Origin of the sequence: Kitasatospora sp. NPDC085464 (assembly GCF_044541955.1) — a bacterium.
GTDB lineage: Bacteria > Actinomycetota > Actinomycetes > Streptomycetales > Streptomycetaceae > Kitasatospora.
Genome location: NZ_JBITTM010000011.1, coordinates 111,866 through 127,393 on the forward strand (window position 1 = coordinate 111,866; position 15,528 = coordinate 127,393).

Annotated in this window: 12 protein-coding genes; 7 read left to right on the forward strand and 5 right to left on the reverse strand. The window is 75.2% G+C overall.

The features are described 5' to 3' along the window. Positions 1–218: 218 nt before the first annotated feature. On the reverse strand, positions 219–2,225 hold the full coding sequence (locus ACIGG8_RS12200) for an ABC transporter permease (RefSeq protein ID WP_396547433.1): 2,007 nt from the start codon (positions 2,223–2,225) through the stop codon (positions 219–221). Between the two features lie 1,011 nt (positions 2,226–3,236). Between ACIGG8_RS12200 and ACIGG8_RS12205 the strand changes: the two genes are divergently transcribed. Then, positions 3,237–3,848, forward strand: a complete 612-nt coding sequence (locus ACIGG8_RS12205) for a hypothetical protein (RefSeq protein ID WP_396547434.1) — start codon at positions 3,237–3,239, stop codon at positions 3,846–3,848. Further along, positions 3,839–5,275: an ABC transporter substrate-binding protein gene (locus ACIGG8_RS12210; protein WP_396547435.1), complete on the forward strand. Its 1,437-nt coding sequence runs from the start codon at positions 3,839–3,841 to the stop codon at positions 5,273–5,275. The genes ACIGG8_RS12205 and ACIGG8_RS12210 overlap by 10 nt, the downstream gene beginning before the upstream one ends. Here ACIGG8_RS12210 and ACIGG8_RS12215 read toward each other — a convergent pair. The 4 genes from ACIGG8_RS12215 to ACIGG8_RS12230 form a co-directional block, all read right to left on the reverse strand. After that, positions 5,211–6,734, reverse strand: coding sequence for a PP2C family protein-serine/threonine phosphatase (locus ACIGG8_RS12215; RefSeq protein ID WP_396547436.1), 1,524 nt, complete (start codon positions 6,732–6,734; stop codon positions 5,211–5,213). The genes ACIGG8_RS12210 and ACIGG8_RS12215 overlap by 65 nt on opposite strands. A gap of 211 nt (positions 6,735–6,945) precedes the next feature. Then, on the reverse strand, positions 6,946–7,368 hold the full coding sequence (locus tag ACIGG8_RS12220; RefSeq protein WP_350630433.1) for a MarR family transcriptional regulator: 423 nt from the start codon (positions 7,366–7,368) through the stop codon (positions 6,946–6,948). 30 nt (positions 7,369–7,398) lie between these two features. After that, positions 7,399–8,790, reverse strand: coding sequence for a M48 family metalloprotease (locus ACIGG8_RS12225; RefSeq protein WP_396547438.1), 1,392 nt, complete (start codon positions 8,788–8,790; stop codon positions 7,399–7,401). 129 nt (positions 8,791–8,919) lie between these two features. Further along, positions 8,920–9,312: a dsRBD fold-containing protein gene (locus ACIGG8_RS12230; protein WP_396547439.1), complete on the reverse strand. Its 393-nt coding sequence runs from the start codon at positions 9,310–9,312 to the stop codon at positions 8,920–8,922. A 242-nt stretch (positions 9,313–9,554) separates the two neighbouring features. On the opposite strand from ACIGG8_RS12230, the gene ACIGG8_RS12235 reads away from it, so the two are divergent. The 5 genes from ACIGG8_RS12235 to ACIGG8_RS12255 all read left to right on the forward strand — a co-directional run bounded on the left by ACIGG8_RS12235 (position 9,555) and on the right by ACIGG8_RS12255 (position 15,514). Next, positions 9,555–10,706 carry a CapA family protein gene (locus ACIGG8_RS12235; protein WP_396547440.1) on the forward strand — a complete coding sequence of 384 codons (1,152 nt, stop codon included), beginning with the start codon at positions 9,555–9,557 and terminating at the stop codon, positions 10,704–10,706. A gap of 99 nt (positions 10,707–10,805) precedes the next feature. Further along, a complete protein-coding gene (locus ACIGG8_RS12240) occupies positions 10,806–11,420 on the forward strand; it encodes a class IV adenylate cyclase (RefSeq protein ID WP_396547441.1) in 615 nt (204 codons plus the stop codon). A 180-nt stretch (positions 11,421–11,600) separates the two neighbouring features. Beyond that, entirely contained in the window at positions 11,601–12,383 is a 783-nt protein-coding gene (locus ACIGG8_RS12245; protein ID WP_396547442.1) for a 2,3-dihydro-2,3-dihydroxybenzoate dehydrogenase, read from the forward strand. Positions 12,384–12,644: 261 nt separating this feature from the next. Next, a complete protein-coding gene (dhbC, locus tag ACIGG8_RS12250) occupies positions 12,645–13,856 on the forward strand; it encodes an isochorismate synthase DhbC (protein ID WP_396547443.1) in 1,212 nt (403 codons plus the stop codon). Next, a complete protein-coding gene (locus tag ACIGG8_RS12255; RefSeq protein WP_396547444.1) occupies positions 13,853–15,514 on the forward strand; it encodes a (2,3-dihydroxybenzoyl)adenylate synthase in 1,662 nt (553 codons plus the stop codon). Before dhbC ends, ACIGG8_RS12255 begins: the two co-directional genes overlap by 4 nt. Positions 15,515–15,528: the final 14 nt, after the last annotated feature.

Consider the following 15,528-nt stretch of genomic DNA (forward strand, 5'->3'; position numbering starts at 1 on the left):
ACTGCCGCTCGGTCATGGGAGGGGCGATGGCATGAGAGCCGCTCATGGCTTGTCGCGCGGGGGGTGGGATGACTGTTGCTCATGGCTGCTCCTCCGCATGGTCGGCGAGGTGGCATGAGTGTTGTTCATGGCCTGGGGCCGGAGGGGGTTTGTAGGCCGACATGAGACTTGCTCATGGCTGCGGCCCCGCATGGCCGGCGAGGCGGCATGAGAGTTGCTCATGATGCCCGCTCCTTGTCGGCCTGCCGCGCCGCGATGGCCGCTCGTACCCGGCGTCCCGTCGGGGTGAGGCGGGTCGGCGGGAGGGGCGGGGGTGGGCGGCCGTCGCGGCGGGGGTGCAGGGGGAGGGAGGCGAGACCGCCGGGGAGGCGGCCGATGACGGCGGCGAGGGCACCGACGGCGACGGCGGAGACGCCGGCGACGGTCCCGGCGTCGAGGCCGATGAGGAGGGCGGCGGCCAGGACGGCGGCGAGGGCGCTGTCGGCGCCGGCGACGACGACGGCCGCGAACCAGAGGAGCCCGCGCACCGGGTCGAAGTCGGCGGGGTCGAAGGCGCGTCCGGCGAGGCCGATCAGGCCGCCGCCGAGGGCGGCGAGCGCCGCGCCCGCGACGAAGGCGAAGAGCTTGAGGCCGGGGACGTCCACACCCGCCGCGACCGCGCCCGGTTCGTGGTCCCGCATGGCGGTCAGGGCCCGGCCGAGGCGGCCCCGGTGCAGAGCGCGTACGGCGAGCAGGCCGAGGCCGAGGAGCAGGAGTTCGGCGAGGTAGAAGACGCGGTCGCCGGCCAGGAAGGACGGGCGGTCGAGGACCAGCCCGGTGGTGGCGTACGGCTGCTGGAAGACGAAGCGGCTCATCGCCATCCCCACCGCGAAGGTGACCAGGGCCAGGGCGAGCCCGCGTCGCCGGATCGCGGGCCAACCGGTGAGCAGGCCCAGTGGGGCGGTGGCGAGGACCGCGATCAGCAGCGCGGGTACGGAGGGCATGGCGGGGATGCCGGGGATGCGGCCGGACATCAACAGCGCCGTGCCGAGCGCGCCGAGGCCCGCGTAGCCGGCCTGGCCGAGCGAGATCTGCCCGCCGTAGCCGGTGACCACGACGATGGACAGCAGCACGAGCGCGAGCGCGGGGACGAGCAGGGCGCTGCGCAGGTCGTTGCCGCGGAAGCCGAGCGGCAGCAGGAGCAGCACCAGGCAGACGGCCCCCGCGAGCCGTCCGCCCCGGCTTCCGGCACGGCGCAGGTCCAGCGGCGCCGTGCCGGCCCGGTTCCCGCCGGTGCGTGGCCCGCCGGTTCCCGGTCCGCCGATGTGCGGCCCGGCGAGCAGGGCGGTGGCGAGCAGCGCGATCACGAACAGGTTGGACTGCACCGCCTGCACCAGCGGCAGCAGTTGCCCGGACGGGTGCACCCGGGTGAGTTCCGACTGGGCGATGCCGAGGGCCAGCCCGGTGGCGACGGCGACCGGGATGCTCTGCAGCCGGGCGGCGACCGCGACCGCCATGGTCTCCATCACCAGCAGCGGCAGCCCGTACGGATCGAGCAGCAGGTACGGCGCGAGGGCGATGCCGACGAGCCCGGCGGTGAAGGTGCCGAAGGCCCAGCCGGTGGCGGAGAGCCGGTCGGCGTCGACCCCGGCGAGGGTGGCGAGGTGGCGGTCGTCGACGACGGCGCGCAGCTGGAGGCCGAAGCGGGTCCACCGGGTGACGGCGGAGACGGTGAGGCCGAGCACGAGGATGGCGGCGAGCTGGGCGACGGTGTCGGGCCGGAGGCTGTGCCCGCCGGGCAGGTGGATCGGGGTGCCGCCGAGCGGGGAGGGCGCGCCGGCCAGTGGTGCCGGGCCCCACAGCAGCACGGCCACGCCGATGAGCAGCACGAAGACGCCGAGCCCGGCGACCACGGTTTCGGCCGGTCCGGCGCCGCGCCGTTGCAGCGGGCGGTAGACGAGGACGTCGAGCAGGACTCCCAGCGCGGGGGCGACGACCAGCAGGCAGCAGGCGACGGCGGGCCACACCGGCCAGTGCCGCACCACGACGAGGTCGCGCAGCAGGTAGGCGATCGCCATGGCCTGGGCGCCCTGGGCGATGTTGAGCACGCCGGTGGCGCGGTGGCAGACGACCAGACCGATGCCGCTGAGCGCGGCGGCGCTGCCGACGGTGAGCCCGGCGAGGGCGAGGTCGAGGGTGAGGTCGAACGATTCGGGGGCGGCGGTGAGCATGGCGGTGGCGGTCATGGGCGGTCAGCCGGCCGGCGGGGCGGATTCGCCCGGACGGGTGGTGGGGCCCTGGCCTGCGTCGGGGCCAGGGCCAGGGCCAGGGCCAGGGCCAGGGCCAGGACTTGGGTCTGGGTCTGGGTCTGGGCCGGGACCGCGGCCGGGGTCGGGACCGCGCTCGGGATCGCGACCGGGGCCCGGGTCGGGGCCGATCGCGGGTGGTGAGCAGAGCGGGCAGGGCGTCAGCCCCCGGTCCCGAACGGCGCCCCGGTCCACCGGTTCGGCCCGTGCCTTGCCGGTGACCAGCGGGCAGTCCGGGCGGTGGTAGCGGCTCCCCTCGGGAACGGCCAGCCACCCCCCGGCGCCCCCTCCCGCCCGATCCGCCGCAGCGGGTCCGGCACCCGGTCCGGCACGCGGTCCGGCACGCGGTCCGGCACCCGGTCCGGCACGCGGTCCGGCACCCGGTCCGGCACGGGAACCGGCGTCGGGCTGGGCGACCGGCCCTGCGTCGGGCTGGGCGACCGGCCCGGCGTCGGGCGGTGCCGTGCCGGACGGTTCGACGAGCAGATCGTACAGCCGCTCCACCCGTCGGTCGGTCAGGTCCTCGCGCTCCGGCGGGGGCGGCGGGCGGAGCGCGACCAGGAGGGTCCCGGCCACGATCAGGGCCGCGCCCGGGACGGTGGAGGAGGCCAGGTAGGGGACCTGCTGTTCGACGAAGCGCTCTCCGGAGACCCCGTACCAGCCGAGCACGCACAGCACGGCCCCGGCCGCGACGAGCAGCCAGCCGACCCACTCGCGCGCACCCCGGGAGGCACCACGACCCGGGGCGCGGCCGCCCGCCGGGCTGCCCCGGAGCACGCCGCCCCGGACGGGGGAACCCTTTGGGGCGTTACGGGTGATTTCTCCGTCGGATTGCGATTCGTCCATGGATCCGCCTTCATGGTGTCACTTGAGACGTTTCCAGGATCGGCCTGGAACAGCATCCGGGACACCGAAACACCGGCCCGGGCGGCGCAGTCGAGAGGGAACACCATGCACGTGACGCGAAGCGGCACCCCCACGGGCGGCGGCCGGGCCCTGCGGACGGCGAGCGTGCTGCTCGCGCTGGTGCTGGCGGGTACGGCGGCCGGGTGCAGCAGCAGCGGCAAGTCCAGCTCCTCGGCGACCTCCCCGGCAGCCTCCCCGGCGAGTCCGACCGCGAGCCCGAGCCCGACCGCGAGCCCGAGCCCGACCGCGACCGGCACCGCGAGCCCGGGTGCCACCGGCAGCGCCCCGGCCGACCAGGCCGCCGCCAAGACCGCGATCACCACCAACTGGGAGAAGTTCTTCGACCCCGCCACCCCGATCGCCGACAAGGCCGCGCTGCTCCAGGGCGGCGACGCGCTGCTCCCGGTGCTGCAGGGCTTCTCGCAGGATCCGCGGGTGGGCCAGGTGCAGGCGAAGGTCACCGACGTCTCGTTCGCCGACGCCTCCACCGCGACCGTCACCTACTCGCTGTCCCTCCAGGGCACGGTGGTCGAGCCGAGCGCGTCCGGTCAGGCCGTCCTGGAGAACGGCACCTGGAAGGTGTCGCGCTCGACCCTGTGCGGCCTGCTGACCCAGGCCGGCGGTGCCAGTGGCACGCCGGTCCCCGGATGCAGCTGACGCCCCGCTCGTGCGGCCGGGCCGCCGACGCGTTCGCGCGCCGGCGGCCCGGCCGCGTCGTGGCGGCGGTGCTCGCCCTCCTCCTGCTCGCGCTGCCGACCGGCTGCGGCACCCGGCTGCCCGCCGACGCCTTCACCACTCGCGCGACCCCCACATCCGGGGCGAGCGGGGGCACCGGCAGCGGGGTGAGCGGGGGCACCGGCAGCACCAATGCCACCTCCGACACCGGGGTCACCGCCGGCGAGATCGTGATCGGCATCGTCACCTCCCTCACCAGCCCGGTCGGCAGCGAGGTGTTCAGCGGTCCCCGGTACGGAGCCCTGGCCTTCTTCCGGTCCCTGAACGACCGCGGCGGCCTGCACGGGCGGACCGTTCGGGTGGTGACCTGCGACGACGGCGGAAGCGGCGTCGGCAACCAGGACTGCGTGCACCGGCTGATCGACCAGGACCACGTCTTCGCCTTCGTCAGCGGGAGCGTCCTCGACTACGCGGGCGCACCGTACGTGAGCGGCAAGGCGGTGCCGGACATCGGCGGACAGCCGATCGGCACGGCGTACGACCGCTGGCCGCACCTCTACGAGATCTACGGCAACGCCGCGCCGCGCGACGGCCGCTCGGTCGGCTGGAACGGCACGCTCTACCAGAGCACCGAGGTGTTCCGTTTCTTCAAGCAGCGCCTGGGTGCGAGCAGTGCCGCCGTGGTCGCGTACAACCAGGCCGACTCGGCCCGCTACGCCGGACAGCTGAAGGCGGGGCTGGAAGCGGAGGGCTACCGGGTGCTGCTGCAGACGGTGGACTTCGCGCTGCCGAACTTCCAGGCGGTGGCCGCGGCGGTGCGCGCCGACGGCTCGCAGCTGCTGTTCGACGCCATGGACACCCGGGGCAACGCGGCGCTGTGCCGGGCGCTGGACGAGTCCGGGGTGACGGTCGAGGCGAAGGTCACCAACGTGCAGAACTGGTCGGAGTCGGTGCGCAGCGACTACCAGGCCTCGCCGAACTGCCGCAACGTGCTCTGGGCGACCTCGTCGAGCCTGAACTACGAGGACCAGCAGTACCCGGCGGTGCACGACTTCCGGACGGCGATGGCCCGCTACTACCCGGACCGCGCCGGTCAGCTGTCCGCCTGGGAGCTGGAGGGCTGGGCGGGCGCGCAGTGGCTGACCGACGCACTGGACTCCTGCGGCGCCGCGCCGACCCGCTCCTGCGTCGAGGCGTTCATGAACCGTGCCGAGCCGTACGACGCGCACGGCCTGATCCTGCCGGCCTCCTTCGTCCCGCAGCCGCCGCCGTCCGGCCCGACCCGGGCCTGCCTGAACGCCGCCCGCTGGCAGGACTCGGCGCAGGGCGGGCTGGGCGGCTGGGTCACCCAGGTGCCGTCGATGACGACGAACTGCTACGACGTGCCGCAGCTGCCGTACAAGCCGTAGCGCTGCCGGCGGCGGACCCCGGCCAGGCGGAGCGCGGCTCGGTGGGCCCCGGCCCGGCCGCCCCCGAGCCGGTGGGCCCTGAGCCGGTGGCCGCCGGGCCGAGCCCTGCGGTCGACCCGAGCCCTGCGGCGGCCCCCGCCCCGGCCGCACTCGCGAGCCCGGCCGGAGTGCCGAGGCCGGCCGGCGCGCCGAGGTGGGCGGCGGAGCGGCTGCCGTGCTGCGGTCGGTCGTCGTCCGGGAGCCGCTCGACCACGACCATGGCCGCGTCGTCGTCCAGTCGCCCGCCGACGTGGGCGAGCAGGTCGCGGCGGAGGCGGTGGAGGAGGACGGTGGGGCGGTCGGCGCGCCAGGCGGTGACCCGCTCGGTGAGCGGGTAGAAGCGCCGCTGGGCGTCGCGGGCCTCGATCACGCCGTCGGTGTAGATCAGCAGCCGGTCGCCCGGGCGGAACGGGAAGGTCTCCACCTCGTACCGCACCGGGGCGAGGTCGCCGAGACCCAGGGGCGGCGACGGCTGGCGGGCGGCGAGGGTGGTGATGCCCTCGGGGCGCAGCAGCAGCGGGGGCGGGTGGCCGCAGTCGATCAGGCGGACCGGTGAGCCGTCGTCGGGGATGTCGAGCAGGACGGCGGTGATGAAGGACTCGCCGGCCTCGCCCGACTCGCGGGGCCGCTCGTCGGCGCCGTGGGACGACGCCCGGGGCAGGGCGCGCCGATCCTGCTGCGTCCGGCGGGCCTGCCGGGACTGCTCGGCGAGCTGGGCGAGGTCCCAGCTGACGCTGCCGTCCAGGTAGGCCGCCAGGTCGGGCAGCTCGGCGTGCAGGTGGGCGGCGGCGCGGAAGGCGCCGAGCAGCAGGGCCGCGTCGCCGAGCGAGGACAGGCCCTTGCCGCGGACGTCCCCGACCAGCAGCCGGGTGCCGGTGGCGGTCCGGGCGGCCGCGTACAGGTCGCCGCCGACCTGTGCCTCGGCCTCGGCGGCCAGGTAGACGGAGGCCAGGTGCAGCGGGCCGATCCGGTCCGGCAGCGGGCGCAGCAGCACCCGCTGGGCGGCCTCGGAGACGGACCGGACCCGGGCCAGCTCCCGCTCGTGCCGCTCGCGCAGCACCCGCAGGCCGATGATCAGTGCGGAGACGACGGCCTGCGCACTGAGCTGGGTCTCGATGTTGGCGCTGGTCAGGCCGTCCCGGACGGAGCCGAGGACGGTCAGTGCGGCGAACGCGATCAGGGCGACCGCGGCGGTGGCCCGGGGACCGGCGAAGGAGGCGGTCAGGGCGGGGGCGACGATCAGCAGCGGGCCGAGGTGGATGTCCGGCGGGGCGAGGATGTCGACGACGGTGATCAGCGCGATCAGCGCGAGCGTCAGCGCCGTCAGCACCCGGGGGTCGGGCCGCCAGGTGCGGCGGCGGTCGGGGGGATGCGGCGCGAGCGGCGGGAACGGCGCATCGGGACGCTGCCGGAGGGGCACCTCTCCTCTGTACACCGTGGGGGCGGCGGGGCGCACCCCGAGACGGCCGTCGGTCCGCCACCGTCGACCGCCGGGAGCGCTCCGTCGCCCCCACGGTGTACAGGCGGTCGGCGCCCGTCGGGCTCCGTCCTCGGGCCGTGTCGGTCGGCCGTGTCGGTCGGCCGTGTCCGTCGGGCCGTGTCCGGCGGCTCCGTCCGTCGGCTGTGTTCCGTCAGCCCTCTTCGCCGTAGCGGGCCAGGTAGGCGGCGAACCGGGCGATGTCCTCGTCGGACCAGTCGGTGAAGCGGGTGGTGAAGGCCAGTCGGCGCTGCTCGTTGGCGTCCCGCAGCAGGGTCAGCCCGGCCTCGGTGGCGCGCAGGATCTGGCCGCGCTGGTCGTCCGGGTCGGCCTCGCGGGCCAGCAGGCCGAGCTTCTCCAGGGCGGTGACCTGACGGCTGACGGTGGACTTGTCGAGCATGAAGTGCGCGGCCACGTCGGCGGCCCGGCAGCCGCCGCGCTCGGTGATCAGGTCGAGGATGCTGTACGTGACCAGGGAGAGGTCGGGGTGCAGCTGGGAGGCCTTGTGCCGGGCGCGGCGGGCGAACGCGGTCAGCTCGCGCTGGATGGTGTCGATGGACGACTCGCGGCCGGGCACGGCGTTCCTACCTCCTCGATATTTGTTGCACTATACAACGGATTCGCCCGGGGTGGCGCGACGCTCCGACGCCGGCCGTCCTCGCGCGGCCTCCCAGGCGCGGGCGGCGGCGATCCTTCGGGTCGCACTCGGGTGAGTGGCGAACAGTAGCCCAAGCAGCCTGGGCGGGTCGACATCGGAGACGTTCGCCAGTGCCAGTCTGCGCTGCATCGCCACGAACTGCTCGGCATCGCCGGTCAGTTCGAGCGCGTGCCGGTCGGCCCGGGCCTCGATCCGGCGGCTCACCGCGCACTGCACCGGACCGGACACCGCACCCAGCAGCGCCGCGAGCGCCGCCAGCAGCGGCAGCGCCCGGGGGTCCGCCGCATCGGTCGCGCCGGCCGCGTCCAGCAGCGGTTGCCAGTCGGCCGACAGGCCGATGACGGCCACCGCGACGGCCGCCCCGACCGCGCCAAGCGCCGTGCCGAGCGGCACGTCCCGGTGCTTGACGTGGCCCAGCTCGTGCGCGACCACCAGCTCCACCTCGCTCGGCTCCGCGGTGCTCAGCAGCGTGTCGTACGCGACGATCCGACGGGTGGCGCCGAACCCGGAGACGTACGCGTTGAGCGCGCTGGTCCGGCGGGAGGCGTCCGCCACCAGGACGTCCCGCACCCGGACGCCGTCCCGCTCGGCCAGCGCCAGCAGCACGGTGCGCAGCTCGCCCGGCGGCATCGGGGCGAAGCGGTTGAACACCGGCTCGATCAGCAGCGGGTGGAGGAAGGAGAGGGCGACGGTCAGCAGCGCCGCCGCGCCCGCCGCCGGCAGCCACCAGTGCTGCGGCGACCGGGCCGTCAGCGCGAACAGCCCGAGGGCGAGCGGGAGGAAGAGGACGAGGGTGAGGAGCAGGCCGCGCAGGGCGTCCAGGGCCCAGCCGGCCCAGCCCTGGGTCACCAGCCCGTACCGGGCCCGGACCGACCGCACCCGGGCGTCGAAGGGCAGCTGCAGCAGTCGGCCGAGGAACACCAGGGCCGCCGCGCCGGCCAGGACGGTGGCCGTCCGGGAACCGCCGAACCAGCCGCCCACGGCGGTGACCAGCGCGGCGCCGGCCGGGGTGAGGCCGAGCAGCAGGGTCAGCGTCAGGCCCGCCAGCCGGCCGCCCAGCGCCCACGGCAGCTGGGCGCGGCGCAGCGCGCGGCCCCGGGAGCGCTCGGCAGGGGTGAAGTCGGGGGAGAGGCCGGGTGTGACGTCGGGTGTGTCGGGTGTGGCATCGGAGGCGGAGCCGGGCATGCGGTCGGCGGAGTCGGGCATGCGGTCGGGGGAGTCGGGCGTGGGGTCGGGGGACGCGGCCGGGCCGCCCGGAGCGGAGGCGGACGAGGAGGCAGGGCCGGGGGCCGGGTCCGCGTCGGGGCCCGGGGTGGGCCGGTGGTCGGGGGTGGTGTCCATGGGCGGGGTACGGCTCTTCCGGTCGTCCGGTGTTCCGGTCGGGTGTCGCGGTTCAGCATGGCGTACCCGGACGGGCGGTGCGCACTCCTGCGCCGGGCACGGCCGCGGCGCGGTCCAGCCGGGTGCCGGTCACTCCTCCGCGGGGCCGGTGGCGCCGTGGACGCCCGCGCGCAGCAGCTGGTGGCCCAGGTCCACCAGGGCGCGGCCGACCGCGAACTCGTCGCCGACCTGCGGAGCCGGGGTGTCGCGCGGGTTGCGGCGCGAACGGGCGTCGCTGTGCAGGACGTTGCCGTCGGCGTCCAGGACGGCGTGCACCCGGGTGGTGTCCCGGTCCTCGACCACGTGCAGGCTCAGCTGCCAGTCCTTGGTGCGGACGGCCCGCCCGCCGCCCTCACCACCGCTCGCCGCCGTCGCTGCTGCTGCCGCGGCCCCCGACGGCCCGGTGGCCGTGGCGCCGCCCGTGTCGCTGCGCAGGGCGCCGCCCGTGTCGTCGTGCGCCGCGCCGCTCACATTGCCGTCCATCACGTCACACCTCCGGACCTCCCGCGCGGGACCGGTTCCCCGTACCACCACGCTGCGCGCCCTCCCCGCCGCCGCACCAGGGACACGGTGGCCGGGACGGGTGGGGTGATTGGGACGGGCGGGCCAGGGGTGGGTCCGTCGGCACCCTTTTGTGGCCGGAAAGTTGCGGCTGCGGGCTCAAGTGGTGGTGATTCGGTGGCGTAGGCTGACCGCTCTTGCACCGTCCTCGGGGGGAACCACTCATGCGCCGTGCCGCGGCCGCCGTCGCGCTGCTCGTCGGACTCACCGCCGTCACCGCCTGTGGTCCGGACGACCCCGACCCCGCCCCGGCGGGTGCCGCCCCGGCTCCCACGGCCGCGTCCCCGACCGCGGGCGCCCCGACCACCGCAGCGGCCCCGAGCAAGAGCGCCGGGCCCCGGCCGGACGGCACCATCACCGTCGCCTTCGCCGGGGACGTCCACTTCGAGGGGCGCACCGAGGCCCGGCTGGCCGTCCAGCCGCCCGAGCCGGCGCTCGGCCCGATCTCCCGCAACCTCGCCGACGCCGACCTCTCCGTCCTCAACCTGGAGACCGCGATCACCGGGCGCGGCGCCCCGGAGCCCAAGCTCTACACCTTCCGCACCGAGCCCAAGGCGCTGTCGGTGCTCAAGGACTCGGGCGTCGATGTCGTGTCGATGGCCAACAACCACGCCGTGGACTTCGGCGCCGACGGCCTGGCCGACACCCTCGCCGCCAAGGACTCCTCGCCGATCCCGGTCGTCGGCGTCGGCCGCAACGCCAAGGAGGCGTACGCCCCGTACGTCACCACCGTGCGCGGGGTGAAGGTCGCCGTGGTCGCCGCCAGCCAGGTCGAGGACCTCACCAACCAGAAGTGGCGGGCCGGCGCGAACAAGCCGGGCATAGCCTCCGCCCTGGACGTCCCGGCACTGGTCAAGGCGGTGGAGGGGGCGAAGCAGCAGGCCCCGGTCGTCCTCGTCTACCTGCACTGGGGCGAGGAGGGCAAGGCCTGCCCGACCGCCGCGCAGACCACCATCGCCAAGAAGCTCGCCACCGCCGGCGCCACCGCGGTGGTCGGCACCCACGCGCACACCATGGTCGGCTCGGGCATGCTCGGCAACACCTACGTCGGGTACGGCTTCGGCAACTTCCTCTGGTACGGCACCTCCGACTACCCGAACTCCAACGAGACCGGCGTCACCACCCTCACGCTCACCGCCGACGGCAAGGTGACCGGCGAGGCCTTCGCCCCGGCCGCCATCGACGACAAGGGCATCCCCGAGCCGGTCACCGGCGCCGCCGCAGCGGCCGCCCTCAAGCGCCGCGACGGCCTGCGCGGCTGCGCGGGACTCTCCCCCGCACCGAAGGCGCCGACGGAGCCCTCGGCCTCGCCATGAGGTCAGGACGCACCGTGATCGGGGCGGAACGGTGATCGGGGCGGAACGGTGATCGGGGCGGCGCGATGATCGGGGCGGAGCGGTGATCGGGGCGGCGCGGTGATCGAGGCGGAGCTGAAGGCGCTGGTGCGCCAACCCGGTGTGCTGCTGCGCCACTTGGAGGGCCTGCACGGACCCGGTCGGGCCGAGGTGTACCGGGACACCTACTACGACCTCCCCGACGGCAGCCTCCTCGCCGCCGACCGCGAGCTGCGCATCCGTGAGATCGAGTCCTCGGACGGTGGTCGACGTGCGCTGCTCACCCACAAGGGTGCGCGGGTCGACGACGAGTCCGGCTCGAAGCCGGAGCACGAGACCGCGGTGGCGGACGCCGGGGCGGCGCACGCGATCCTCCGCGGCCTCGGGTACCTCCCGCGGCTCGCCTTCGAGAAGCACTGCCGGAACTACACGCTGGAGCGCGACGGCCGCCGGTTCCTGGCGACGCTGGTCCGGGTGCCGCAGCTGGCCGGGGTGTTCCTGGAGGTCGAGACGGCCGCCGCCCGGGTGGACGAACTGGCCCCGGCGCTGGCCGCCGTGCGGGCGGTCCTGGGCGAACTCGGCGTGGGCGAGGCGGATGTGACCGGCGAGTTGTACACGGACGCGGTCCTGCGCGCCGGCGGCGCGGGTGGGGCCGGTGGTGCCGATGGCGAGGGTGGTGCGGGCGACCGCCGGTAGCCGCGGCGGTCCGCGCGGTGGACGCGGGGTGGCGCGAGGAGCCAGCGAGACGAATCGTCTCGTCTTCACATGCTCCTCGGGCGTCGGCATTCGAATTGACGGTCGCACAGGCTCTCGGCGTAGGCGAACAACTGTGTTAGGTTAGGCTTGCCTAATCTTGCTGGTCGGAGGGGATGTCCTGTGCAGCAGCAGTCCGAATTCTCCGGTACCGTCGCGATGGTCACCGGAGCCGGGCAGGGCATCGGCGCGGCCGTGGTGCGGGCGCTGGTGGCCGAAGGAGCCGTCGTCGCGGCGGTGGACCGCCGTGCCGGTCCGCTCGACGCGCTGGCGGCGGAGCTCCCGGCCGTCAGTCCGTACGTGCTGGACGTGTCCGACGCCCAAGCCGTCGACGAAGCCGTCGAACTGATCGAACGTCAACTCGGCCCGATCGCCACGCTCGTGAACGTCGCGGGCATCCTGCGTACCGCGCCGGTCGTCGAACTCACCGACGCCGATTGGGCGGACACCTTCGCCGTCAACACCACTGGCGTCTTCCACACCGGTCGCGCCGTCGCTCGGCGGATGGCCGGCCGGGGGCGCGGAGCCGTCGTGACCGTCGGATCCAACGCCGCCGGCGTGCCGCGGGCCGGGATGGCCGCCTACGCGGCGTCCAAGGCCGCGGCCACCATGTTCACCCGCTGCCTGGGGCTGGAGCTCGCCCGCTCCGGGGTGCGGTGCAACGTCGTGTCACCCGGGTCGACCGACACCGAGATGCAGCGCGCGCTGTGGGGCGAGGACGCCGCGGCGGCCGAACAGCGGGTGATCGAGGGCGACCTGGCCGCCTGGCGGGTCGGCATCCCGCTCGGCCGGATCGCCGCGCCCGCCGATGTCGCGGAGGCCGTGGTGTTCCTGGCGTCCGACCGGGCGCGGCACATCACCATGCACGACCTGTACGTCGACGGCGGCGCGACCCTGCGCGCCTGAGCCGCCTCGGCCCCGTCGAACCGCTGCCTCCGCGCGGTTCCGCCCGCGCCCCAAGCCCTGTCGGCCCCGAGGTTCCGTCGGCCCCGAGTCCTGTCGGCCCCGAGTTCGGTCGGCGCCCACGGTTCCGTCGGCGCCCCGAGATTCCGCGGCCCCCGAAGACATGCCGGTCCCCGAAAGACGTGCCGGCCCCCGGGATCCGCCGACTCCCCGTAGAGCTGCGATCACCCCCCCGTAGACCCGTCCCAGACTGGAGATTCCACCGTGACCACGGTGCACCACGCCCCGGCGGCCCCCCTCGCCGGCGGCCCCGACCACGCCGTCATCGGCGCGGCCAGCGGACTGCTCGGCCAGTACCGGGCCGCCTCCGACGACGCGTTCTTCGCCTCGCCGACCCGCACCCTGCTGACCTCCGGCGTGCGGGCCCGGGTGCCGCAGGACGGGCGGCCGCTGCCCCTGCGGGTCGCCGAGACGCTGGCCGAGGCCGGCCGCACGGGGGGCGAACGGCCGTTGGTGGTCGGCGCCGTGGCGTTCGACCGGGACAGCAGGGTCGAACTCGCCGTGCCCGAGCGGGTCCGGACCGCCGGTGCGCTGGGTGAGGACCCGCTGATCGCGCTGCCCGCGCCGCCGGCCGAGCGGGTCGACTGGCGGATCCGCCCGGTGCCCGAGCCGGAGGCGTACGGCGCCGGCGTCGCGGCGGCCGTCGAGCGGTTGCGCGGCGACGAGTTGAGCAAGGTGGTGCTCGCCCGGACGCTGGAGCTCAGCGCCGCCGAGCCGCTCGACCTGCCGGCCATCCTGCAGCGGCTGGCCCGGCGCGACCCGGGCGGCTACACCTTCGCCGTCCCGGCCGGCGGCGGCCGGACCCTGATCGGTGCCAGCCCCGAACTCCTGCTCTCCCGGCGGGGAACGGCCGTGCTGGCCAACCCGCTGGCCGGCTCGGTGCCGCGCAGCGAGGACCTCGGCGAGGACGTGAGGCGCGCCGCCGCCCTGCTGGAGTCCCCGAAGGACCTGCACGAGCACGCCGTGGTGGTGGACGCCATCCGCGAGGCGCTGGCGCCGTACTGCCGCACCCTGGAGGTGCCCGAACGGCCCACCCTGGTGCGGACGGCCGCGATGTGGCACCTGGCCACCACGATCCGCGGCGAACTGGCCGACCCAGGGGTCTCGGCCCTGGAACTCGCCTGCGCGCTGCACCCGACCCCGGCCGTCTGCGGCACGCCGACCGACGTCGCGCGCCGCGTGATCGGCGAGGTCGAGCCCTTCGACCGCGGGCTGTACACCGGCATGGTCGGCTGGGAGGACGCGACGGGCGACGGCGAGTGGGTGGTCACCATCCGGTGCGCGGAGGCGGACGAACGGACACTGCGGGTGTACGCCGGTGCGGGGGTGGTCGACCGCTCGCTCCCGGAGGCCGAACTCGCCGAGACCAGCGCCAAGTTCCGGACCTTCCTGGACGCCGCGGGGGTGTCCCGGTGACGCCCGCGGACGGGTTCACCCCGTACCCCGCCGACTTCGCCGAGCGCTACCGGGCCGCCGGGTACTGGCGCGGCGAGACCTTCGGTCGGATGCTGCGCGAGCGCGCCGCCGCACACGGCGGGCGGATCGCCGTCGTCGACCCGGGCGGCCACTGCGCGGCCGGGGAGGAGCGTCGCTGGACGTACGCCGAACTCGACCGCCGGGCCGACCGGATGGCCGCCGGGCTGCTCGCCCGGGGCATCCGGGCCGGGGACCGCGTGGTGGTCCAACTGCCCAACGCCGCCGAGTTCTTCGAGGTCGTCTTCGCGCTGTTCCGGATCGGCGCGCTGCCGGTCTTCGCGCTGCCCGCGCACCGGTACACCGAGATCGGGTACTTCTGCTCCTTCACCGGGGCGGCGGCGTACGTCGTGGCCGGCCTCGACGGCGGCTTCGACTACCGCGAACTCGCCTCCCGGGTAAGGGCGGAGAACCCCGCGCTGCGGCTGGTGCTGGTGGCCGGGGAGGACGCGGGCGAGCACGTCCGGCTGGCCGACGTGCCCTGCGGCGGTCCCGGCCCCTCGGACGAACCCCGGCCGGGGGACGTCGCCTTCCTGCAGCTCTCCGGCGGCAGCACCGGTGTGCCGAAGCTGATCCCGCGCACCCACGACGACTACATCTACTCGCTGCGCGGATCGGTCGAGCTGTGCGCGCTGGACGCGGACAGCGTGTACCTGTGCGTCCTGCCGGCCGCCCACAACTTCCCGCTCAGCTCGCCGGGTTCGCTCGGAGCGCTGTACGCGGGCGGCCGGGTGGTGCTCTGCCCGCAGCCCGCTCCGGAGACGGCCTTCCCGCTGATCGAACGCGAGGGCGCGACCGTCACCGGCCTGGTGCCGCCGCTCGCCCTGCTCTGGCTGGACGCCGCCGAGCGCGGCGCCCGGGGGTACGAGAGCCTGGAGGTCCTGCTGGTCGGCGGCGCCAAGTTCAGCACGGAGGCCGCCCGCAGGGTGCGGCCGGTGCTGGGCTGCACGCTCCAGCAGGTGTTCGGGATGGCCGAGGGGCTGGTCAACTACACCCGGCTGGACGACCCGGAGGAGCTGATCACCACCACCCAGGGCCGTCCGATCTCCCCGGACGACGAGGTCCGCATCGTCGACGACCAGGACCGCGACCTGCCCGACGGCGCCACCGGCCACCTGCTCACCCGCGGCCCGTACACCATCCGCGGCTACTGGAACGCGCCCGAGCACAACGCCGCCTCCTTCACGGCGGACGGCTTCTACCGCACCGGCGACCTGGTCCGGCGGACCCCGACCGGCCACCTGGTGGTCGAGGGACGGGCCAAGGACCAGATCAACCGGGGCGGCGAGAAGGTCGCCGCCGAGGAGATCGAGAACCACCTGCTCGCGCACCCCGCCGTGCACGACGCCGCGGTGGTCTCGATGCCCGACCCCTACCTGGGCGAGCGCACCTGCGCGTACGTGGTGCTCCGCGCCGAGCACCTCGAACATCCCCCGAAGGGCGTCGAGTTGAAGAGGTTCGTGCGACAGCGCGGACTGGCCGACTACAAGGTGCCGGACCGGGTCGAGTTCGTCGAGGCCTTCCCGGCCACCGGCATCGGGAAGGTCAGCAAGAAGGACCTGCGCGCCGCCATCGCGGCCTCCCTGACCGCCGCCCGTTGATTCCCCCCGACTGC